This is a genomic window from Streptomyces sp. NPDC004721 (genome assembly GCF_053601495.1).
Map to the genome: position 1 here is coordinate 140,041 of NZ_JBSGBZ010000009.1, position 21,926 is coordinate 161,966.

15 protein-coding genes are annotated in these 21,926 nt (G+C 71.8%); 4 read left to right on the plus strand and 11 right to left on the minus strand.

Features of this window, described 5'->3' with window-relative positions:
* Positions 1-47: 47 nt before the first annotated feature.
* Positions 48-974 (minus strand): proline dehydrogenase family protein, encoded by a 927-nt coding sequence (locus tag ACWEK3_RS10845; RefSeq protein WP_365422088.1) that lies wholly within the window; start codon positions 972-974, stop codon positions 48-50.
* A 165-nt stretch (positions 975-1,139) separates the two neighbouring features.
* Between ACWEK3_RS10845 and ACWEK3_RS10850 the strand changes: the two genes are divergently transcribed.
* Entirely contained in the window at positions 1,140-2,438 is a 1,299-nt protein-coding gene (locus ACWEK3_RS10850) for a PucR family transcriptional regulator (protein WP_453249513.1), read from the plus strand.
* Here the strand turns inward: ACWEK3_RS10850 and ACWEK3_RS10855 are convergent.
* Complete coding sequence (locus tag ACWEK3_RS10855; protein WP_450544146.1) at positions 2,435-3,028, minus strand: TetR/AcrR family transcriptional regulator; 594 nt, start codon at positions 3,026-3,028, stop codon at positions 2,435-2,437. The two genes, ACWEK3_RS10850 and ACWEK3_RS10855, sit on opposite strands and share 4 nt — an antisense overlap.
* Positions 3,029-3,125: 97 nt before the next feature.
* Between ACWEK3_RS10855 and ACWEK3_RS10860 the strand changes: the two genes are divergently transcribed.
* A complete protein-coding gene (locus ACWEK3_RS10860) occupies positions 3,126-4,694 on the plus strand; it encodes an MFS transporter (RefSeq protein WP_450544145.1) in 1,569 nt (522 codons plus the stop codon).
* A gap of 151 nt (positions 4,695-4,845) precedes the next feature.
* Here ACWEK3_RS10860 and serA read toward each other — a convergent pair whose 3' ends face one another.
* The 6 genes from serA to ACWEK3_RS10890 all read right to left on the minus strand — a co-directional run bounded on the left by serA (position 4,846) and on the right by ACWEK3_RS10890 (position 14,943).
* A complete protein-coding gene (gene serA / locus ACWEK3_RS10865) occupies positions 4,846-6,435 on the minus strand; it encodes a phosphoglycerate dehydrogenase (RefSeq protein WP_450544143.1) in 1,590 nt (529 codons plus the stop codon).
* 316 nt (positions 6,436-6,751) lie between these two features.
* Complete coding sequence (gene ilvC, locus ACWEK3_RS10870; protein WP_453249514.1) at positions 6,752-7,750, minus strand: ketol-acid reductoisomerase; 999 nt, start codon at positions 7,748-7,750, stop codon at positions 6,752-6,754.
* 118 nt (positions 7,751-7,868) lie between these two features.
* The gene (ilvN, locus tag ACWEK3_RS10875; protein ID WP_361416262.1) at positions 7,869-8,393 is read right to left on the minus strand and encodes an acetolactate synthase small subunit; all 525 of its coding nucleotides are present in this window, start codon (positions 8,391-8,393) and stop codon (positions 7,869-7,871) included.
* Between the two features lie 20 nt (positions 8,394-8,413).
* Positions 8,414-10,261 (minus strand): acetolactate synthase large subunit, encoded by a 1,848-nt coding sequence (locus ACWEK3_RS10880; protein ID WP_453249515.1) that lies wholly within the window; start codon positions 10,259-10,261, stop codon positions 8,414-8,416.
* Positions 10,262-10,503: 242 nt separating this feature from the next.
* A complete protein-coding gene (locus ACWEK3_RS10885; RefSeq protein ID WP_453249546.1) occupies positions 10,504-13,602 on the minus strand; it encodes a putative bifunctional diguanylate cyclase/phosphodiesterase in 3,099 nt (1,032 codons plus the stop codon).
* Positions 13,603-13,992: 390 nt separating this feature from the next.
* On the minus strand, positions 13,993-14,943 hold the full coding sequence (locus tag ACWEK3_RS10890) for a 2-hydroxyacid dehydrogenase (protein ID WP_450543559.1): 951 nt from the start codon (positions 14,941-14,943) through the stop codon (positions 13,993-13,995).
* A 78-nt stretch (positions 14,944-15,021) separates the two neighbouring features.
* Here ACWEK3_RS10890 and ACWEK3_RS10895 point away from each other — a divergent pair, with 78 nt between their 5' ends.
* Together ACWEK3_RS10895 and ACWEK3_RS10900 are read left to right on the plus strand one after the other, a co-directional pair.
* Positions 15,022-16,020, plus strand: a complete 999-nt coding sequence (locus ACWEK3_RS10895; protein ID WP_453249516.1) for an aldo/keto reductase — start codon at positions 15,022-15,024, stop codon at positions 16,018-16,020.
* 1,098 nt (positions 16,021-17,118) lie between these two features.
* A complete protein-coding gene (locus ACWEK3_RS10900) occupies positions 17,119-18,276 on the plus strand; it encodes a PQQ-dependent sugar dehydrogenase (protein WP_453249517.1) in 1,158 nt (385 codons plus the stop codon).
* Positions 18,277-18,286: 10 nt separating this feature from the next.
* On the opposite strand, the gene ACWEK3_RS10905 is transcribed toward ACWEK3_RS10900, so the two are convergent.
* The 3 genes from ACWEK3_RS10905 to ACWEK3_RS10915 form a co-directional block, all read right to left on the minus strand.
* A complete protein-coding gene (locus tag ACWEK3_RS10905; protein ID WP_453249518.1) occupies positions 18,287-18,481 on the minus strand; it encodes a DUF6191 domain-containing protein in 195 nt (64 codons plus the stop codon).
* Positions 18,482-18,508: 27 nt separating this feature from the next.
* Complete coding sequence (locus ACWEK3_RS10910) at positions 18,509-21,562, minus strand: helix-turn-helix transcriptional regulator (RefSeq protein WP_450543553.1); 3,054 nt, start codon at positions 21,560-21,562, stop codon at positions 18,509-18,511.
* Positions 21,563-21,687: 125 nt separating this feature from the next.
* Complete coding sequence (locus ACWEK3_RS10915; protein ID WP_450543551.1) at positions 21,688-21,873, minus strand: hypothetical protein; 186 nt, start codon at positions 21,871-21,873, stop codon at positions 21,688-21,690.
* Between the last annotated feature and the right edge of the window lie 53 nt (positions 21,874-21,926).

The window sequence follows — 21,926 nt, forward strand, 5'->3', positions numbered from 1 at the left end:
TTCCGAACTCCTTGACTTGAGCGGTGTTGCGAGCGGGGTGCGGAGGCTCAGCCCTTGCTGACCATCGAGCGGAGGAAGAAGCGCAGGTTGGCCGGCTTCTCCGCGAGGCGGCGCATGAAGTAGCCGTACCAGTCGGTGCCGAAGGCGGTGTAGACGCGCATGCGGTGGCCCTCGGCGGCCAGGCGCAGGTGCTCGTCGCTGCGGATGCCGTACAGCATCTGGAACTCGTACTCGTCGAGCTTACGGCCGGCGGTGCGGGCCAGTTCCTGCCCGATCGAGATCAGGCGCGGGTCGTGGGAGCCGATCATCGGGTATCCGTCGCCCTGCATCAGAACGCGCAGGATGCGGACGTACGCCTTGTCGATCTCGTGCTTGTTCTGGTAGGCGACCTCGGCGGGCTCCTTGTAGGCGCCCTTCACCAGGCGGACCCGGCTGCCGTTCGCGGCGAGGCGGCGGGCGTCGGCCTCGGTGCGGAAGAGGTAGGCCTGGATGACGCAGCCGGTCTGCGGGAAGTCCTTCCGCAGTTCCTCGTGGATGGCGAACATCGAGTCGAGGGTGGTGTGGTCCTCGGCGTCCAGGGTGACCGTCGTGCCGATGGCGGCGGCGGCCTCGACGACCGGGCGGACGTTCTTCAGCGCCAGCTCGTGGCCGTGCTCCAGGGCCTGGCCGAACATGGACAGCTTCACGGACATCTCGACCTTCGGACCGAGCTCCAGGTCCTTGATCCGGTCGATCAGCTCCAGGTACGCGTCCCGCGCGGCGGCGGCCTGCTCGGGGGTGGTGATGTCCTCACCGACCACGTCCATGGTCAGTTCCAGACCCCTGGCGGTGAGGTCGTCGATGATCGGGACGATGTCGCCCACGGTCTCGCCCGGGATGAAGCGGTCGACGACCTGCTTCGTCCCCGGGGCCGCCGAGATCAGGCGTCGCATCCGGTCGCTGCGCGACGCGGCGAGAATCACGGGACCCAGCACGGGGCACCTCCACACAAACAAGCAACACAAGGCCGCAGCCCGACGGTTCGGGGGCGGCACGGAGAACCACCGTGAAAGTAAAGGTTTCCTCAGATCGTCGGCCATCGACAGCTGTCACGCATCCGCGCCCGTGATCTCAGACAGATGTATGAAGGCCATGCGGAAATGCGGGAGAATGCCCGGGTGACATCCAGTTACAAGGGTGACTACCAGGAGCTGGTCGACGAGATCTCGGAGCTGCTCGGCGCGCCGGCCACCCTGGAGAACCGGAACTTCGAGCTGATCGCCTTCGGCGCCTACGACAGCGAGGGCGACCTGGATCCGTCCGCCCTGGACCCGGTGCGCACCCGATCGATCCTGACCCGCCGCTCCACGGCGGCCGTCCGCCACTGGTTCGAGGGCTTCGGCATCACCCGGGCGACCGGTCCGGTGCGGATCCCGCGGACCCCGGAGGCGGGCGTGTACCGGGGACGGATCTGCCTTCCGGTCCGCCATCGGGGTGTCGTCCTCGGCTACGTCTGGCTCCTGGACTACGACCCCGGGCCCACCGAGCGGCAGCTGGCCGCGGCCATGGTGGTGACCGGGCGGATCGGCGCGCTGCTGGCGGACGAGGCCCAGCACGGCGCGGACCTCACCCGGGAGCTGCGGGCGGTGCTGACCGCCGAGCCGGGCTGGCCGCGGGACATGGCGGTGGCGGAGCTGCGGACGGCCCTGGGGGTCCGCGCGGGCGGACCGCACACAGTGGTGTGCGTGGCCCCCTGGCCGTCGGCGGACCCGGACGACGCCCCCTCGGTGCGCACCCTGCCAGGTGCCAGGGCCCTGTGCGCGATCCCCTGGGGGACGAGTGGCCAGAGCCTGGTCCTGCTGGTCAGCCTGCGCTCCACGGACACGCTGACACCGGCGGTGTCGGCGGCGACCCGCCTGCTGGAGCAGGCGGCCGCGTCGGGGCCCGCCGGCGCGGGCCGCACCGGTGCCGGGACCGGAGGAGCCTCCGCCCAGGACGGGACGACCGGACGGCACGGCGGGTCGGGCCGGACCACCGCAGGTGGCGGCGGGGTGGCCGCGGGGATCGCCGCGGCGCGGACGGGGCTCGACGAGCTGGGGACCGCGTGGGCGGAGGCCTCGGCGGCGGCGCGGGCCGCGCTGGCGGAGCCGCGGCTGGGGCCGGTCGCGCGGTGGGCGGCCATCGGGCCGTACCGGCTGCTCACCGGACTGCCGCCGGAGGCCGCGCACGACCCCGCCCTGCACGGGCTGCTCTCCCCCGCCCACCAGGAACTGGCCCGCACCGCCGAGGCCTATCTCGACTGCGCGGGACAGGCCGGGCGCACCGCCGCCGAGCTGGGCATCCACCGCCAGACCCTGTACTACCGCCTGTCCCGGGTGGAGCAGCTCACGGGCCTCGACCTGGACGACGGCGAGGACCGGCTGCTGCTGCACATGGCGCTGAAGGCGGCGCGGCTCTAGGACTCCCGCCCGGTGCCCGCGATCACTCGGCGCAGTCCCTCGGTGAGCTGGTCGGCGTCGGTCGCCGAGTCCGGGTCGAAGAGCCACTGGAGCATGAGCCCGTTGAGGAGGGTCTGGTAGAAGCGACCCTCCGTCTCGAGGGCCTCCTTGTCGAGTTCGTTCTCCGGGATGCCGGTGAACAGGGACACCAGGCCCGAGCGTCCCTCCTGCTGAGCCTCGCCCAGCATGCGGCGCACCTCCGGAATCCGGTCTCCCTGGAGGACGAGCTCGAAGCTCAGCAGCCAGATCCCCCGTGACTCGGGGAGCGATCGGATGATGTTCGCCCACACCTTCTGGAAGCGCTCCAGCGACCCGAGGGGCGCCGTCACCGCGCCGCCCGCACCCCAGCCGACGCCCGAGGTCTCCCCCACGCCTTCGATCAACGAGACGTACGCCTGGACCAGCAGCGCGTCCTTCGACCCGTAGTGGTAGCCGATCGAGCCGAGGTTGGTTCCCGACTCCCTCACGATGTCGCGCGCGGTCGTGCGCACGAACCCCTTCTGCAGCAGGCAGCGCTTGGCGCCCTCGAGCAGATCCTCACGGTGTCCCATGCCCGCCACCCTACCCGCGATTCATACAGCCGTCCTAGACAAGCGACTTATACAAACGTTCTAGACAAGCGTTTAAGACGCTCGTACAGTACGGGGCATGACGAACTCGACGAGCACCACCACGACCCCGTCCGCGAACCCGCCGCGTGCCGGGCGGCGCGAATGGACCGCTCTCGGCGTGCTGATGCTGCCGCTGCTGCTGGTCTCGATGGACGTCTCGGTCCTGTACTTCGCCATCCCGGCGATCAGCGCGGACCTGGAGCCGAGCGGTACCCAGCAGCTGTGGATCTTCGACATCTACGCCTTCGTCCTGGCCGGCCTGCTGATGACGATGGGCTCGCTCGGCGACCGCATCGGCCGCCGCAAACTGCTGCTGATCGGCGCCGCCGCCTTCGGAGCCGCCTCGCTGGTGGCGGCGTACGCGGGCAGCGCCGAAACCCTGATCGCCGCCCGCGCGGTCCTCGGCATCGGCGGGGCGACCCTGATGCCGTCCACGATGGCGCTGGTCCGCACGATGTTCACCGACCCCGCCCAGCGCGCGAAGGCCATCGGCATCTGGTCCGGTGTGATGACCGCCGGGATCGCGCTCGGATCCGTGCTGAGCGGCGTGCTGGTCCAGTTCTTCTGGTGGGGCTCGGTGTTCCTGGTCAACCTGCCCGCGATGGTGCTGCTGCTGGCGCTCGGCCCGTTCCTGCTCCCCGAGTCGAAGAGCTCCGAGCCGGGCCGCTTCGACCTGCTGAGCGTGCCGCTGTCCATGGCGGCGGTGCTCCCCGTGATCTACGGCCTGAAGAAGATCCCGTCCGAGGGCGCGCACCCGCTCTACGTCGTCTCCGTCGCGGTCGGCCTGCTCTTCGCCGCCCTCTTCGTCCGCCGTCAGCGCACGGCGGCCTCGCCGATGATCTCGCCGGCCCTGTTCCGCGGCCGGGGCTTCGCGCCCGCGGTGGTCCTCAACCTCGTCTCGTCCTTCGCGATGATGGGCTCGGCGTTCTTCACCACGCAGTACCTCCAGTCGGTGCTCGGCAAGAGCGCGATGGAGGCGGCCCTGTGGGCGCTGCTGCCGTCCGTGCCGATCGGAATGGCCGCGCCGACGGCCGCCGCGCTGGTCCAGAAGGGCGTCAACCGGGCCTACGTCGTGACGGCGGGCTTCGCGATCGCCGCGGTGGGCTACGGCCTGCTGACCCTGGCCGGCACGGACTCGCTCTGGCTGGTGCTGGTCGCGGCCGGAGTCCTCGCCTCGGGCATCGTGACGGTGCTGTCCCAGATGACCGACCTGGCGCTGAGCGCGGCCCCGGTGGAGAAGGCGGGCGCGGCTTCCTCGCTGCTGGAGACCGGCGCGGAGTTCGGCGGCGCCCTGGGTATGGCGGTCCTCGGCTCGATCGGCACGGCGATCTACCGCCGTGGGATCCCGTCCTCCGCCCCGGCGGCGGCGCACGAGACCCTGGGTGGCGCGCTGGCCGTCGCCCGGCAGGTGCCGGGGCGCGCGGGAGACGCCCTGGCCACCGCCGCCCGGGAAGCCTTCACCAGCGGGATGCACGGCGCGGCGCTCACCGGGGCGGCGGTCCTGCTCCTCGCGGCGGCCGGTGCGGCGACGACACTGCGCCGGATCCACGTCAGGGAAGCGGCAGCGCCGGCCGCGGAGGCCGAGGTGGCGGAGGTGGCGGCCTGAGAGCCGTCCACAGCACAGGAAAACGCCGGACGGGCTCGAGCAGCCCGTCCGGCGTTTGAGGACGATCCCGTTCAGGGCGAACGGGGGGCCGGGGGCAGCGCCCCCGGGGACGGCGACCTCAACCGGGGGTCGCCTGAAACGAACGGCGACTTCAGACCAGGTTGACCGAGCGGGCGGACGTGGCTCCGATCTCCTGCGCAACCTCCGCCAGCACCCCGGAGGGCACCGTGTCGTCGACCGTCAGCACCGCCAGCGCCTCCCCGCCCGCGACCGCGCGGGCGACCTGCATACCGGCGATGTTGATGCCGGCCTCGCCGATGACACGGCCGACGGTGCCGACGACACCGGGACGGTCCTCGTAGCGCAGGACGACCATGTGGTCGGCGAGCGCGAGGTCGACGTCGTACTCACCGACCGCGACGATCTTCTGGAGGTGCTTGGGGCCGGCCAGCGTGCCGGAGACGGAGACCTCCTCGCCGTCCGCGAGCGTGCCGCGCACGGTGACGACGTTGCGGTGGTCGGCCGACTCCGAGCTGGTGGTCAGGCGCACCTCCACACCCCGCTCCTGGGCGAACAGCGGCGCGTTGACGTAGGACACCGTCTCGTCGACGACGTCCTCGAAGACGCCCTTGAGCGCGGAGAGTTCCAGCACCTTCACGTCGTGCTGGGTGATCTCGCCGTACACCTCGACGTCGAGGCGGACCGCGACCTCGCCCGCGAGCGCGGTGAAGATACGGCCGAGGCGCTCGGCGAGCGGCAGGCCCGGCTTGACGTCCTGGGCGATGACGCCGCCCTGGACGTTCACCGCGTCCGGGACGAGCTCGCCGGCGAGGGCGAGGCGGACGGACTTGGCGACGGCGATGCCGGCCTTCTCCTGGGCCTCGTCGGTGGAGGCGCCCAGGTGCGGGGTGGACACGACCTGGTCGAACTCGAACAGCGGCGAGTCCGTGCACGGCTCCTTGGCGTACACGTCCAGACCGGCGCCCGCCACGCGGCCTTCCTTGAGGGCCGAGTACAGCGCCTCCTCGTCGACGATCCCGCCGCGCGCGGCATTGACGATGCGCACGCTCGGCTTGACCTTGTGCAGCGCCTCCTCGCCGATCAGGCCGAGGGTCTCGGGCGTCTTGGGCAGGTGCACGGTGATGAAGTCGGAGACCTCGAGCAGCTCGTCCAGCGTCAGCACCTTGACGCCCATCTGCGCGGCCCGCGCGGGCTGCACGTACGGGTCGTAGGCGACGACCTTCATGCCGAAGGCCGACATGCGCTGGGCGACCAGGGCGCCGATGCGGCCGAGGCCGACGACGCCTAGGGTCTTCTCGGCGAGTTCCACGCCGGTGTACTTGCTGCGCTTCCACTCGCCGTTCTTCAACGCGGCGTTGGCCTGCGGGATGTTGCGGGCGGTGGCGAGGAGCAGACCGCAGGCCAGCTCGGCGGCGGTCACGATGTTGGAGGTCGGGGCGTTCACGACCATCACGCCGGCCTTGGTGGCGGCGGAGACGTCGACGTTGTCCAGGCCGACGCCGGCTCGTGCGACAACCTTGAGCTTGGTCGCCGCGGCGACGGCCTCGGCGTCGACCTTGGTCGCCGAGCGGATCAGGATCGCGTCCACGTCGGCGATGGCGGGGAGCAATTCGGCCCGGTCGGCGCCGTTGCAGTGCCGGATCTCGAAGTCCGGGCCGAGCGCGTCGACGGTCGCGGGCGACAGCTCTTCAGCAATGAGTACGACGGGTTTCGAGCTCACGTGAGTCCTCACAGATCTGGGGGCACCTCCCATGCCTTGAAAAGCTAGGGGGGAGCATGCGGACGGCCGTGTCCCGACGGCCGCAGGCTGAGGAGGGGGCTAGCCGCGTGGAAGACGCACGACGCTGTGGGCCTGACGCGTTGTAGTTCAGAAGTGTAGTGGCGCCGCATGCATCGTATTGCGCCACTGCGGAAGGATCACCCGTCCGTGGCTGGACGGGCGGGACAACACCGCGAACCGGCCACGGACCGGCGGCTTCGCCCGGGTGCGCCGAAGGGGCCGGAGCGGTATCGCCCCGGCCCCTTCGGCACGAGGCTCACGCCTCCTCGTTCACCCAGCTCATCAGCTTGCGCAGCTCCTTGCCGGTGGTCTCCAGCAGGTGCTCGGAGTCCTGCTTCTTGTACTCGTTGTACTTCTTCAGACCGCCGTGGTACTCGTCCATCCAGGTGCGCGCGAAGGAGCCGTCCTGGATCTCGGCGAGGACCTTCTTCATCTCGGCCTTGGTGGCGTCGGTGATGATGCGCGGGCCGGTGACGTAGTCGCCCCACTCGGCGGTCTCGGAGATCGACCAGCGCATCTTCTCCAGACCGCCCTCGTACATGAGGTCGACGATCAGCTTCAGCTCGTGCAGGCACTCGAAGTAGGCGATCTCCGGCTGGTAGCCCGCCTCGACCAGGGTCTCGAAGCCCGCCTTCACCAGCGCCGCGGTGCCACCGCACAGGACGGCCTGCTCACCGAACAGGTCGGTCTCGGTCTCCTCGGTGAAGGTCGTCTTGATGACGCCGGCGCGGGTGCCGCCGATGCCCTTGGCGTACGACAGGGCCAGCGCGAAGCCGTTGCCCGAGGCGTCCTGCTCGACGGCGACGATGCAGGGAACGCCGCGGCCCTCCTCGTACTGGCGGCGCACCAGGTGGCCCGGGCCCTTGGGGGCGACCATGCAGACGTCCACGCCGGCCGGGGGCTTGATGAAGCCGAAGCGGATGTTGAGGCCGTGGCCGAAGAACAGCGCGTCGCCGTCCTTCAGGTTCGGGGCGATGGACTCCTCGTAGACCTGGGCCTGGATCGGGTCCGGCACCAGGATCATGATGACGTCGGCCTCCGCGGCGGCCTCCGCCGGGGTGACCACGCGCAGGCCCTGCTCCTCGGCCTTGGCCTTGGACGTGGAGCCCTCGTGCAGACCGACCCGGACGTCGACACCGGAGTCGCGCAGCGACAGGGCGTGGGCGTGGCCCTGGCTGCCGTAGCCGATGACCGCGACCTTGCGGCCCTGGATGATGGACAGGTCGGCGTCAGCGTCGTAGAACAGCTCGGCCACTTTGGGTTCTCTCCTTGGTGTGCAGTTTGTGCTTCCCACCGTATGCCGGTGGGGGGACGGAAGGTCTCGGAGTCTCGGTATCCGGGCGGCCGGTGTCACCCGACCGCCCGGACCCGGATCATGCGGAACGGTCCAGGGCGCGCAGCGACCGGTCGGTGATCGAGCGGGCACCGCGTCCGATCGCGATCGTTCCGGACTGGACCAGCTCCTTGATGCCGAACGGCTCCAGCATCCTGAGCATGGCCGAGAGCTTGTCGCTGGAACCGGTGGCCTCGATGGTCACCGCCTCCGGGGAGACGTCGACGGTCTTGGCGCGGAACAACTGGACGATCTCGACGATCTGGGAGCGCGTCTCGTTGTCGGCGCGCACCTTCACCAGGACGAGTTCGCGCTGCACGGCATGCGACGGCTCCAGCTCGACGATCTTCAGCACGTTGACCAGCTTGTTGAGCTGCTTGGTCACCTGCTCCAGCGGGAAGTCCTCGACGCTGACCACGATGGTGATGCGGGAGATGTCGGGGTGTTCGGTGACGCCGACCGCGAGGGAGTCGATGTTGAAGCCGCGGCGGGAGAACAGTGCGGCGATCCGGGCGAGGATGCCGGGCGTGTTCTCGACGAGGACCGAGAGGGTGTGCTTGGACATGGTTCTCACTCAGCTCTCTGTCAGTCGTCTTCGTTGTCGCCGAAGTCGGGGCGGACGTCGCGGGCGGCCATGATCTCGTCGTTGGAGGTGCCGGCGGCGACCATCGGCCAGACCATCGCGTCCTCGTGGACGATGAAGTCGACGACGACCGGGCGGTCGTTGATGGAGTTCGCCTCCTCGATGACCTTGTCGAGGTCCTCCGGGGACTCGCAGCGGATGGCGTGGCAGCCCATGGCCTCCGACAGCTTCACGAAGTCGGGGACGCGGGTGCCCCTGGCCTCCGGGTTGACGTCGTCGGGGCCGGAGTGCAGCACCGTGTTGGAGTACCGCTGGTTGTAGAACAGGGTTTGCCACTGGCGGACCATCCCGAGGGCGCCGTTGTTGATGACGGCGACCTTGATCGGGATGTTGTTCAGCGCGCAGGTGGTGAGTTCCTGGTTGGTCATCTGGAAGCAGCCGTCGCCGTCGATCGCCCAGACGGTCTTCTGCGGCTGCCCGGCCTTGGCGCCCATCGCGGCCGGGACCGCGTAGCCCATGGTTCCGGCGCCGCCGGAGTTCAGCCAGGTGGCCGGCTTGTCGTACTGGATGAAGTGCGCGGCCCACATCTGGTGCTGGCCGACGCCCGCGGCGAAGACCGTGCCCTCCGGGGCGAGCTGCCCGATGCGCTCGATGACCTGCTGCGGGGAGAGCGAGCCGTCCGCGGGCTGCTCGTAGCCGAGCGGGTAGGTCTCGCGCCAGCGGGCCAGGTCGTTCCACCAGGCGGCGTAGTCGCCGCGGTGGCCCTCGCTGTGCTCCTTCTGGACGGCCTGGATCAGGTCGGCCAGGACCTCGCGGGCGTCCCCGACGATCGGCACGTCGGCTGCGCGGTTCTTGCCGATCTCGGCCGGGTCGACGTCGGCGTGGACGATCTTGGCGTACGGGGCGAAGCTGTCCAGCTTGCCGGTGACGCGGTCGTCGAAGCGGGCTCCGAGGGCGACGATCAGGTCGGCCTTCTGCAGCGCGGTGACGGCGGTGACCGCACCGTGCATGCCCGGCATTCCCACGTGCAGCGGGTGGCTGTCGGGGAATGCGCCGAGCGCCATCAGGGTGGTGGTGACGGGCGCTCCGGTGAGCTCCGCGAGGACCTTCAGCTCGGCCGTGGCGCCGGCCTTGATGACGCCGCCGCCGACGTAGAGCACGGGCCGCCGCGCGGAGGTGATGAGCTTGGCCGCCTCGCGGATCTGCTTGGCGTGCGGCTTGGTGACCGGACGGTAGCCGGGCAGGTCCATGACCGGCGGCCAGGAGAAGGTCGTCTGCGTCTGCAGCACGTCCTTCGGAATGTCGACGAGGACCGGACCGGGGCGACCGGTCGAGGCGATGTGGAACGCCTCTGCGATCGTCTTCGGGATGTCCTCGGCTTTGGTGACCAGGAAGCTGTGCTTGGTGATCGGCATCGTGATGCCGACGATGTCCGCCTCCTGGAAGGCGTCCGTGCCGATCGCCTTGGAGACGACCTGGCCGGTGATCGCGACCAGCGGCACCGAGTCCATGTTCGCGTCGGCGATCGGCGTCACCAGGTTGGTGGCACCGGGGCCCGAAGTGGCCATGCAGACGCCGACCTTGCCGGTCGCCTGTGCGTAGCCGGTGGCCGCGTGGCCCGCACCCTGCTCGTGACGGACGAGCACGTGGCGCACCCGGCTGGAGTCCATCATCGGGTCGTACGCGGGAAGGATCGTGCCGCCGGGAATGCCGAATACGGTGTCGACCCCGACCTCCTCAAGCGAGCGGATGAGGGACTTCGCACCCGTGACGTGCTCGGGCGCGGACGGGTGTCCTCCGGATCGGGGCCGCGGCTGCGGATGAGGGGCCCCGGTGGCCTGCTCGGTCATCGGCATTCTCTTCTCGATGCTGAGGGTTTTTGCGAGGTTTGGGCGGAGTTCGGACGCTGCACGCCAGGTGCTCGTGCAACAAAAAACCCCTCGTGCCGCAAGGCAAGCGAGGGGAAGCGCGCCGGTGTGGTCGCTGGGTTCCGGATCGTCGTCCGGTGGGTCCCAGCTCAGCCGACGCGCTGTCCAAGTACGAGAATTCGGGTGCGCATGGAAATGACCCTCCCTCCGGCACGCACCCGGTGTCAAGTGGGTGGGACGGGAGTCTCATTATGTGAGCGGAGGGCCGTCCCGCCTCCGAAGACGACGGGCACCGCCGCGGTGTAGGCCCCGGCGCTCCCCCCGGCGAACACCGGTTCGGCCGGACCGTGCGGCACCGGGTAGCGGCCGGAGGTGAGCGCCCGGCGCAGCCGGTACTCGTCCAGCGGCCCGGAGAACGCCATGCCCTGCCCGTGGGTGCAGCCCATCGCGCGCAGGGCCACGACCTGCTCCGGCAGGTCCACGCCGTCGGCCACGGACCGGAGCCCGAGGTCGGCGGCGATCCGGAGCAGACCGCTGGTGATCTTGTGCAGCCGGGCGGACTCGACGACGCCCTCGACCAGGCTGCGGTCGAGCCTCAGTGCGTCGACGGGAAGCCTTCTGAGGGCCGTGACGGCCCCGTGGCCGCTGCCGAAGCCGTCCAGCGCGATGCGCACACCGAGCCGCCGCAGCGCCGCCAGGCGCCGCTCCAGCTCGTCCAGCGGCACCCGCGGGTCGGTGTCGGACAGCTCGATCACCAGGGCACCGGACGGCAGCCCGTGCCGGGTCAGCATGGCCTCCACGGAGCCGGGCGGCAGCGAGCGGTCCACCAGACGGCGGGCGCCCATCCGGACCACCACGGACACGTTCGGGCCGGCCGTGGCGCGCTCGGCGGCCTGCGCGACGGCCTCCTCCAGCAGCCAGCGGCCCAGTTCGGCCGTCCTGTCGCTGTCCTCGGCCACCCGCAGGAACTCGGCGGGCGTGAAGAGCACGCCCTGCGATGACCGCCAGCGCGCCTGGGCGGCGACCGAGGTGATCCGGCCGTCGTCCAGGCGGACCACCGGCTGGTGCAGCAGGGTGAACTCGCCCTCGTGCAGGGCGTTTCTGAGCCGGGTGGCCAGCTCCGCCTTGCGGACGACGTCCTGCTGCATCTGCGGCTTGTACAGCTCGACGCGGCCCTTGCCGGCCGCCTTGGCGCGGTACATGGCGAGGTCGGCGTTGCGCAGCAGCTCCCCCGCGCCGAGGCCCTGTTCGGCGAAGGCCACGCCGATGGAGGCGGCCACGCGGACATCGTTGCCGTCGATGAGGTACGGCTGCGACAGCGTCACCCTGAGGCGGTCGGCGAGCTCCAGGATGTGCCGTTCACGGGCGGTGCGATCGCGGGTGCCGTCCCCGACGATCAGGGCCGCGAACTCGTCGCCGCCCAGTCTGGACGCGGTGTCCCCGTGCCGTACCGCCTCCTGGAGTCTGCGGGCGGCCTGGACGAGCAGCTCGTCCCCGGCCTGGTGCCCGATCGTGTCGTTGACGGCCTTGAAGCCGTCGAGGTCGATGAAGAGCACGGCCGTGCCGTGGTCGGTCGAGCGGCGGCCGGACAGGGCCTGCTGGACGCGCTTGGTGAACAGCGCCCGGTTGGGCAGGTCGGTCAGCGGGTCGTGCTCGGCGTTGTGCTGGAGCTGCGCCTGGAGGCGCACTCTCTCGGTCACGTCCCTGCTGTTGAAGATGAGGCCGCCGTGGTGGCGGTTGATGGTCGACTCCACGTTGAGCCAGCCGCCGTCGCCGGAGCGGAAGCGGCACTCGATGCGCGCGGTGGGCTCTCGGCGCGGGCTGGCGACCAGGAAGCGGCGCACCTCGTGCACCACGCAGCCCAGATCCTCCGGGTGGATGAGCCCGGCCAGTTCCGTGCCGACCAGTTCCTCCGCCGGCCGCCCGTACACCCCGGCGGCGGCCGGGGAGACGTACCGCAGGATCCCGTTGGGCGCGGCGATCATGATGACGTCGCTGGAGCCCTGCACCAGGGAGCGGAAGTGGTTCTCCTTCTGGGCCAGTTCCTGGGTGAGCGCGATGTTGTCGCGCAGCACGATGCCCTGGCGCACGACGAGCACCAGCACGACGGCGCCGGCGGTGATCAGCACCACGCGGTCGACACTGTGGCCGTTGAGCGCGTTGTACAGGACCCCCAGCGTGCACACGGCCGCGGCGAGGTACGGAGTGAGGGCGGCGAGGGAGCCCGCGAGGGGCCGGCCGGACGGGTACCGGCCGTGATCCGCGCCCTGAGCGGGCGGCCCGCCGTGCGCGGGGCGCACGGCGGGCGGCCGCCCGGGCACGTGGTCGGCCGGCACGCGGCCGTGGTCCTCGGGGATGTGCCCGTAGGCGTCGGCCACGCGCGCGTGCCCGTCGGCGGAGCGCGGGTCCGGCTCACGCCCGTCCAACTGGTGTCCCTCCGCCTGATACGGCGCTGCCTGGTACGGGTCCGTGTCGTAGTGCTCGGCGGTCGGCTGTCCCGGGCGGGGCGCCGCCCACGGGGCGTACGCCAGGAGCAGGGAGCCGGCGAACCAGCCGGCGTCGAGCAGTTGCCCCGAGCGGTAGTTGTTGTGCAGCAGCGGCGAGGTGAACAGGGCGTCGCACAGCACGGTCAGGGCGAGCGCGCCGATCGCCGTGTTCACCGCGGTGCGGTTGATCGAGGAACACCGGAAGTGCAGCACGAGCACCATGGAGACCAGGGCGATGTCCAGCAGCGGGTACGCCAGCGAGAGCGCGGTGTGCGCGACGCTCGACCCGTCGAACTTGGCCGCCTGGGCGAGTGCGAGGCTCCAGGACAACGTGAGCAGCGAGCCCCCGATCAACCACGAGTCCAGTGCCAGGCATACCCACCCCGCCCTGTTCACCGGCCGCTTGGCGAGCACGAGCAGACCGACGATCGCCGGTGGCGCGAAGCACAAGAAGAACAGGTCGGCGTAACTGGGACTGGGCACGGACGCGCCCAGGACGACCTCGTACCACCCCCAGACCGAGTTGCCCAGGGCCGCCATCGCCGAGGAGAGGGCGAACAGCAGCCAGGCGGTTCGAAAGCGGACGTGGCGGCCGCGGGCGTACAGCGCGCACGAGACGGCGGCGGTGCCGGCCGCGGCGCTCAGCCCGAAGTCGCCCATGAACAGCGCGACCTCGCTGGAACCCCAGCCGCACGCGGCACCGATGGCGTACCCCGCGCACACCAGGGCCAGCAGGAGCTGCGGCGCCAGTCTCGAACGGCCGTCGGCGGCCGACTGCCCCGGCAGCAGCGCCCCCGGCGCGGCCGGCGTCCGCAGGCCACCGTCGAACGCGGTCATGACGGGTGGTGGCGGGCTCACCGGGGCCTCCCGGTCCGTGCGACCGGGCCCCCCGGCTTCCGGTGCGCCGGGTGGGCGTGCCTCCGGCGACCGCCGGGCCTGCGGTGGTGCTGGCTGTGGTGGCCGCGTCTGCGCGCGGCCGTGCGCCAGGGCCGCCGGTGGCGGCCCCGCCGCGTCGGATCGTTCGTCCATAGGCCGTGCATCGCCCGTCGCCCCCCTCGCAGTTTGAAATGTCCATCCCCGGCGCCGAACGGTGCGCGGCGCAGCCCCTGTCGGGACGATACACCAGTCTCGTCACTCAGGGACATAGCTTCTCTACGCTCCGTGACGACCAGCGCGGATACGGGTACGGAACGCGTTCGTAGAGTCGCGGACCGTACCCGAAGCGGACTAGACGCTTGCCGTGCCCGTCGTGAGGACCACGTTGGCGAGCGGCTCCTGGTTCACGAAACGGCGCAACTGATCCGTCAGAAGCCGCTTGGCACGCGGCATGAAGGCGGATGTGGGGCCGCCGACATGGGGGCTTATCAGCACGCCCGGCGCGTGCCACAGGGGATGGCCCGGGGGCAGCGGCTCGGGGTCGGTGACGTCGAGGGCGGCGGTCAGACGGCCGCTGTCCAGCTCGGCGAGCAGCGCCTTGGTGTCGACCACGCCGCCGCGCGCGACGTTCACCAGCAGCGCGCCGTCCTTCATCCGCGCCAGGAAGTCCGCGTCCACCAGCCCGCGTGTGGCCTCCGTCAAGGGCGTGGACAGGACGACGACATCGGCCTGCGGGAGCAGGGAGTGAAGATCGGTGAGCGGATGCACCGGGCCGCGCTCCGTGGTGCGCGCGGAGCGCGCCACGCGCGCCACCCGCGCGACCTCGAAGGGCACGAGCCGGTCCTCGATGGCGGCCCCGATCGAGCCGTAGCCGACGATGAGGACGTTCTTGTCGGCGAGGGCGGGACGGAAGCCTCCGCCCCACTCACCCCGGTCCTGGGCCCGGACGAAGTCGGGGATGCCGCGCAGCGAGGCCAGGATGAGCGTCAGGGCGAGCTCGCTGGTGCTCGCCTCGTGCACCCCGCGCGCGTTGCACAGCCGTACGCCCGGCGGCAGGTGCCTCAGGCCCGGCTCCACGTGGTCAGTGCCGGCGGACAGCGTCTGCACGACCCGTACGGAGCTCATCCGGGGCATCGGGCGCAGACCGACGCCACCGGGCTTCATGTACGGCACGACGTAGAAGGCGCAGTCGGCGGGGTTCGCGGGGAACTCCTCGGCGCCGTCCCAGAAACGGTAGGTGGGCCCCTGCGGAAGCCCCGCGATCTCGTCCGGCGGAATGGGCAGCCATACGTCAGCAGTCATGCTCAGGAGGCTATGCCAGGGGCACGCGCGGCCAGAGGTTAGGTTGGTGGGCCCTGAGAGAGGGAGGGTTACGGCCAAGTGGAGCGCAGGACGATCGGCGCGGCGGCACTCGCGGTGGGGGCCGTAGGGCTGGGGTGCATGCCGATGAGCTGGGCGTACAGCGCGTCGCGGCAGCGGGGGACGGAGTCGCTCAGGGCTGTGCACCGGGCGCTGGACCTGGGCTCGACGCTGCTGGACACGGCCGACATGTACGGTCCGTTCACCAACGAGCTGCTGCTGGGGCGGGTGCTGAAGGAGCGGCGGTCCGACGCCTTCGTCTCGACGAAGGTCGGTCTGCTGGTGGGCGAGCAGCACATCGTGGCCAACGGGCGTCCCGGCTATGTGCGGCGGGCGTGCGACGCCTCGCTCAGGCGTCTCCAGACGGACGTGATCGACCTCTACCAGCTGCACCGCGCCGATCCCGAGGTCCCGGTCGAGGAGACCTGGGGGGCGATGGCGGACCTCGTGCGGGCCGGGAAGGTGCGGGCGCTCGGCCTGTGCGCGGTGGGCGCGCGCGGCCGGCGCCGGTCCGGTGCGCGGCTGCACGACGGAACGATCCGCCAGCTGGAGCGGGTGCAGCAGGTCTTCCCGGTCAGCGCGGTGCAGGCGGAGCTGTCGGTGTGGTCGCCGGAGGCGCTGGAGTCGTTGCTGCCGTGGTGCACGGACCGCGGGGTCGGCTTCCTGGCGGCGATGCCGCTGGGCAACGGCTTCCTGACCGGCACCCTCACCCCCGGCCAGGGGTTCGAGCCGGAAGACGTGCGGGCCCGGCATCCCCGTTTCACCGCCGAGATGATGGCCGCGAACCAGCCGATCGTGGCCGGCCTGCGGCGGACGGCCGCCCGGCACGGCGAGAACGTCACACCCGCCCAGGTGGCGCTGGCCTGGGTACTGGCCCAGGGCCGCCATGTGATCCCGGTACCCGGCACCAAGCAGGAGCACTGGGTGACGGAGAACGCGGACGCGGCGGGGTTGCGCCTGACGGCCGACGACCTGACGGAACTGGGCCACCTGCCCACGGCCCAGGGCTCGTGGGACTGAGCCACACCACGCCTCGACCGCGGCCGACCTGGCCCGGAGGCCCGGCCTGGAGACCAGACCCGGTCGCCCGGATGCCTGACCCAAAGGCCCAACCCGGACACCCGGCGCGGAAGCTCGCCCCGGAGGCCTGACTCACGCTGGAGCGCGCCCACGTGCGCGGCGCCGCATACCCGCGGCCCCGGTCTCCCAGAGCCCGGAAACCTGCCCCAAGGGTCCGGCCCGGAGGCCTGGCCCGGAAGTCCCGCCCGGAAGTCCGGATGCCTGGCCCAAAGGCCCAACCCGGACACCCGGCGCGGAAGCTCGCCCCGGAGGCCTGACTCACGCTGGAGCGCGCCCACGTGCGCGGCGCCGCATACCCGCGGCCCCGGTCTCCCAGAGCCCGGAAACCTGCCCCAAGGGTCCGGCCCGGAGGCCTGGCCCGGAAGTCCCGCCCGGAAGTCCGGATGCCTGGCCCAAAGGCCCAACCCGGACACCCGGCGCGGAAGCTCGCCCCGGAGGCCTGGCCCAGAACCCCGGCTCAGGGGGCCTTGGCCGGAGGCCTGGCCCGGACGCCCGGCCCCGAGGCCTGGCCCACGCCCGTCGCCACGCCGGGCACCCACGCGCGCCCCCGCCTCTGCGGCACCGCACACCCAGCACCACCGGCCTCGAATCCCTGGCCCGTACCCGCCACCACGCCCGACACCAACACGCGCCCCGCGTGTGCGCGGCACGCCCCGCGTCGCCGACCGCGTCCCAGCGCGGCAGCCGCTGGCAGGGCGGAACGTCAGGTGTCCGGAACCCGTTCTCGCGTGGGGCGTGCGCGGTGGTTCGTGGAGGGACGGCGACCAGCGGGGCCCCATCTCGCGGCTCGGCGCGGTGCCGTGGCGCCGGCGGCGGCCCGCAGCCGCATCTCCCGGTCGCGGGTCGCGGTGAGCCGCTCGGCGCAGGTGAGGGAACACCGCGCCCTTCCCCTCGCCGGCCAGGGCGGGGTGGCGGTTTCGCGGCGGCGGTTTCGCGGCGTCGGATTCGAGGTCGGCGTGGGATTCGGGTGATCGGGAACCTTGGAGGTGCGGGCGGTGTAAGACAAGTAGAACCCGCCGCGTCGAAGGGACGAAGATCGTGCAACGTCGAGCTGTGACGGGCGTGCTGGCCGCCGCCCTGCTGCTGACGGCCGGCTGCTCCTCCGGGGGCGCGTCGGCCGGTGGGGACGGCATGGCGCCCGGCCGTACGGCGGCGGTGGCCTCGCCCTCCGGGCAGGCACCCACGGAGACCGCGCCGCCGGCCAAGGGCGCGGTGAAGGTCCTGCGCACGGTCGCGGAGGGCCTGAACAGCCCCTGGGGACTGGCCCCGATCCCCGGCGGTGGTCTCCTCGTCTCCTCCCGTGACAAGGCGACGATCACGCGGGTCGACGAGAAGACCGGGCAGAAGACCGAACTGGGCAGGGTGTCGGGAGTCTCGCCGGAGGGCGAGGGCGGCCTGCTGGGCATAGCGCTGTCCCCCGACTACGCCTCCGACCACATGATCTACGCCTACTTCACCTCGGCCTCGGACAACCGCATCGTCCGGATGCTGTACGACGACAAGAAGCCCGCCGGTATGCAACTGGGCGCACCCGACACGATCTTCAAGGGCATCCCCAAGGGAGTCATCCACAACGGCGGCCGGATCGCCTTCGGCCCCGACAGGATGCTGTACGCGGGCACGGGCGAGACCGGTGACCGAGGCCTGGCCCAGGACAGGAAGTCCCTGGGCGGCAAGATCCTGCGGCTGACCCCGGACGGCCTGCCCGCCCCGGGCAACCCGTACCCCGACTCCCCCGTGTACTCGTACGGCCACCGCAATGTGCAGGGCCTGGCCTGGGACGACAAGCAGCGTCTGTTCGCCTCCGAGTTCGGCCAGGACACCTGGGACGAGCTGAACGCGATCAAACCGGGCGACAACTACGGCTGGCCGGACGCGGAGGGCAGGACGAACAACCCGAAGTTCCACAACCCGATAACCCAGTGGCACACGAACGTGGCCTCCCCCAGCGGCATCGCCTACGCCGAGGGCTCCATCTGGATGGCGGGCCTGAGGGGTCAGCGCCTGTGGCGGATCCCCTTGAGCGGCACCAAGCTCTCGGCGGCCCCCGAGGCGTTCCTCACCGGCACCTACGGCCGCCTGCGCACGGTGGTCTCGGCGGGCGGCGACAAGCTCTGGCTGGTCACCAGCAACACCGACGGCCGCGGCACTCCGAAGAAGGGCGACGACCGGATCCTGGAACTGGAGGTGAAGTAGCCCCCGGCGCTCACCCCCGCCCGGTTCCGGCCTCCTCCGCGGGAGGGTCGGGCGGCCGTACGACGACCTTCCCGGAGGCGAGATCGATCGGCCCGCGCCAGGGATCGTTGTCCCCGACGTCCTCCCGGGTCAGTTCCAGCCGCTTCTGCTCGTCCCGGGTGTGCTTGCGGCCGGGCGCGAACAGTTCCTCGAACACGTTGAACACGGCTTCCCCCCGGTCGGCGTCTTCCGGTCATCCCGCTGCCAGTCGGTCTTCGGTCCCCGGTGGGAACAGGCCCAGCCGGTGGGCCAGTGCCGCCGCCTCTCCGCGACCCGAGACACCCATTTTGGCCAGGATGTTCGAGACATGGACGCTGGCCGTCTTCGGCGAGATGAAGAGTTCCTCGGCTATCTGGCGGTTGGTGCGGCCGGCCGAGACCAGCCGCAGGACATCGCGTTCCCGGCTGGTCAGGCCCAGGGACTCGACCGGATCGGCGGAAGCGGAGGGTTGCTGCGGGGCGCCGGTCAGGGCGAGGCGGGCGCGGCGGGCCAGCAGGGCGACGGATTCGGCGAGCGGGCGGGCACGCAGGTGCTCGGCGACGGCGTGCGCCAGGCGCAGCAGCTCGGTGGCCCGGTCCCGCTGGTCCTCGTCGGTGCCGAGCAGGGCCTCGGCGAGGCGGCAGCGGACGCGGGCGAGGTCGTAGGGGCGCTCCAGCGTCTCGAAGGCGGCGACGATCCCGGCCCACTCCTCCGGGCAGCTACGCCCCTCGGCGCGCAGCAGTTCAGCGCGCACCCAGCGTTCGTACGCCTGCCAGACGGGCACGTTGGTGGCCAGCGACTTGGTGGCGTGCCGGATGCGTCGCAAGGTCTCGGCGCGCCCGGGGCCGGCGGCGGGCAGCCCGGCCGCGTGGGTCTCCACCGTGGCGGCGGTGAGCAGCAGCGGCCAGCCGTAGCGCTGCGTGCCGGGTGGGAAGCCGTCGTTCAGGACGCGTTCGAGTTCGGCGCGGGCGTCCAGCAGACGGCCCTCGCCCGCGGCGACCGCGATCGCGATGCGGGCGAGCGGCAGGGCGTGCTGGGGCGCGTTGTCGTGGGTGCCGAAGTTTTCCAGGGCGTCGGCCAGTTGGCCGGAGGCTTCGGTCAGGTCGCCTCGTTCGAGGGCGAGTTGGGCGCGGACGCGGGCGTGGAAGCCGCGTGGTTTGGCGCTCTGGCCGACACGCCGGGACCGGGAGGCCGCGTCGGCGGCTTCTTCCCAACGCCCCAGGGTGAACAGTGACTCGGCGAGGTTGCCCCACACCCAGGCCTCGCTGTCCAGCAGGCCGAAGCGTTGGGTGAAGGCGATCCCCTGCTCCATGAGCGGCACGGCCTCGCGGGAGCGGCCGACGGACTCCAGCTCGGAGGGCAGGTTGACGAAGGAGCGGCCGGCGACGGCGGCGATGCCGTCGCCGACCGTGCGCTTGTTGACCTCGTACATCTCGGCGAGGCCCGCCTCGACGTCGCCGGCCTGGACCATGAGGCCGCCCAGGGTGAGCCGCGCGGTCATCTCGATCTCGCAGGCGTCGACCATGCGCGCGTACTCCACGGCCCGTTCGGCGGCCGAGAGGGCATCAGGGCCCGGCACGTGCACCATGGACCACTGGGCGACGTTCGCCAGCACCTCCGCGTGCACCTCGGACGGCGGCAGCCCGCGCACCAGTTCCTGCGCGGTGCCCAGTTCCCACCAGCCGTCGCCATGGGCCTTCGCCTGGACCAGCTTGGAGCGCTGGATCCAGAACCAGGCGGCCCGGAGGGGGTCGTTGTCGTCCTCCAGGAGGCGCAGCGCCCGCTTGGTGATCTTCAAGGCGCGGTCCCGCTCCCCGCAGAAGCGGCCCGCGACGGCGGCCTCGGCCATCAGGTCGAGGAAGGTCAGCGGGGTGGTCGCCGGATCGCAGCCGCAGGGCGGGTAGATCTCGGTGTAGTCGACGGGCCTCAGCCGGGCCCGCACCTCTTCCGGCGCGGCGTCCCACAGCTCCATCGCCCGTTCCAGCAGCCGTAGTTGCTCGCTGTAGGCGTGCCGGGCGCGGGCCACGACGGAGGCGTCCAGGACTGCGGGCAGGGCCTTGGCCGGATCGTGGGCGTGGTACCAGTAGCTGGCCAGCCGCATGACGCGCTGGTCGGCGGGGACGAGGGTCGGGTCGGCCTCCAGGGCCTCTGCGTAGCGGCGGTTGAGGCGGGAGCGCTCGCCGGGCAGCAGGTCGTCGCTGACGGCCTCACGCACCAGGGAGTGCCGGAAGCGGTAGCCGTCGCCGGTGGGGGCGGCGATGAGGATGTTGGCGTTCACGGCGCCCCGCAGCGCCTCGATGAGGTCGTCCTCGGTGAGCCGGGCCACGGCCGCGAGCAGCCGGTGCTCGACGGTGGACCCGCCCTCGGCGGCGATCCTGGCGATCCGCTGGGCGGGCTCGGGCAACTTCTCGACCCGCACGAGCAGCAGGTCGCGCAGGGAGTCGCTGAGGCTGGTGCGGCAGCCCTCGTGGGCGGCGACAGCGAGTTCCTCGACGAAGAAGGCGTTGCCGTCGGAGCGTTCGAAGATCTCGTCGACCTGGACCGGGTCCGGTTCGGCGGCGAGGATGCCGGCGATCTGGCGGCCCGCCTCCTGCCGGGTGAAGCGGGCGAGTTCGAGGCGGCGGACCGTGCGCAGCCGGTCGAGTTCGGCGAGCAGCGGCCGTAGCGGGTGGCGGCGGTGGATGTCGTCGGAGCGGTAGGTGGCCAGGACGACGAGGCGGCCGGTGCGCAGGGTGCGCAGGAGGTAGGCGAGCAGGTGCCGGGTGGAGGCGTCGGCCCAGTGCAGGTCCTCCAGGGCGACGACGACGGTGTGGTCGGCGGCGACGCGCTCCAGCAGGCGGGCGGTGAGTTCGAAGAGGCGGGCCATGCCCTCCTCGTCGTGCCGGCCGGTGCCTCGCGAGGGGGCCGGTTCGCCGAATTCGGGCAGCAGCCGGGCGAGTTCCTCCTCCTGTCCGGCGGCCGCGGCGGCGAGTTCGCCGGGCAGTTCGCGGCGCAGGGCGCGCAGGGCGGCGGAGAAGGGGGCGAACGGCAGTCCGTCGGCGCCGATCTCCACGCAGCCGCCGAGCGCGACGACGGCGCCGGCGCGCACGGCGGCGGCGGTGAACTCCTCGACCAGGCGGGTCTTGCCGACGCCCGCCTCACCGCCGAGCAGCAGGGCCTGCGGCTCTCCCCGGGCCGCGCGGGCGAGCGCGTCGTGCAGAGTGCTCAACTCGTCGGCGCGGCCGACGAACACCGGACTGACGGACCTGGTCTCCACATGCCCGAGCATCGCACGAGGGTCCGACAGGGCGGCACTTGTTTTGCCCACGGCAGACGGACGGACATGCGGGAGGCCCCGGCCCACCCTCGTGGAGCCGGGGCCGTCCTGGCCGCCGGGGTCGCGCCGGCCCGTGTTCACGCCGCGCGGGTGAACCGCCGCCGGTGGGGGCCGTGGGTATGGGGCTCCGCCTCGGCGGTTCGCCCGCCGGCCGAGCGGCGGGCGGCACGGCGGGCGCGCAGGGCCTCGCGGACCAGGCGGTCCTGCGCGGCGCGGCGGCCGAGTTCGGCGGAGCGCAGCTGGTGCAGTTCGTAGTGGAACATGGTCTCTCCCCGGTGAGCGGTGGTTTCGGCGTCGCTTTCCGCGATGCCTCCAC

Coding starts and splice junctions, on each gene's coding strand:
- ACWEK3_RS10850 (WP_453249513.1), top strand. CDS start 1,140: ATGCGGGAGAATGCCCGGGTGACATCCAGTTACAAGGGTGACTACCAG.
- ACWEK3_RS10855 (WP_450544146.1), bottom strand. CDS start 3,028: ATGGGACACCGTGAGGATCTGCTCGAGGGCGCCAAGCGCTGCCTGCTG.
- ACWEK3_RS10860 (WP_450544145.1), top strand. CDS start 3,126: ATGACGAACTCGACGAGCACCACCACGACCCCGTCCGCGAACCCGCCG.
- ilvN (WP_361416262.1), bottom strand. CDS start 8,393: ATGTCCAAGCACACCCTCTCGGTCCTCGTCGAGAACACGCCCGGCATC.
- ACWEK3_RS10880 (WP_453249515.1), bottom strand. CDS start 10,261: ATGACCGAGCAGGCCACCGGGGCCCCTCATCCGCAGCCGCGGCCCCGA.
- ACWEK3_RS10885 (WP_453249546.1), bottom strand. CDS start 13,602: ATGACCGCGTTCGACGGTGGCCTGCGGACGCCGGCCGCGCCGGGGGCG.
- ACWEK3_RS10890 (WP_450543559.1), bottom strand. CDS start 14,943: ATGACTGCTGACGTATGGCTGCCCATTCCGCCGGACGAGATCGCGGGG.
- ACWEK3_RS10910 (WP_450543553.1), bottom strand. CDS start 21,562: ATGCTCGGGCATGTGGAGACCAGGTCCGTCAGTCCGGTGTTCGTCGGC.
- ACWEK3_RS10915 (WP_450543551.1), bottom strand. CDS start 21,873: ATGTTCCACTACGAACTGCACCAGCTGCGCTCCGCCGAACTCGGCCGC.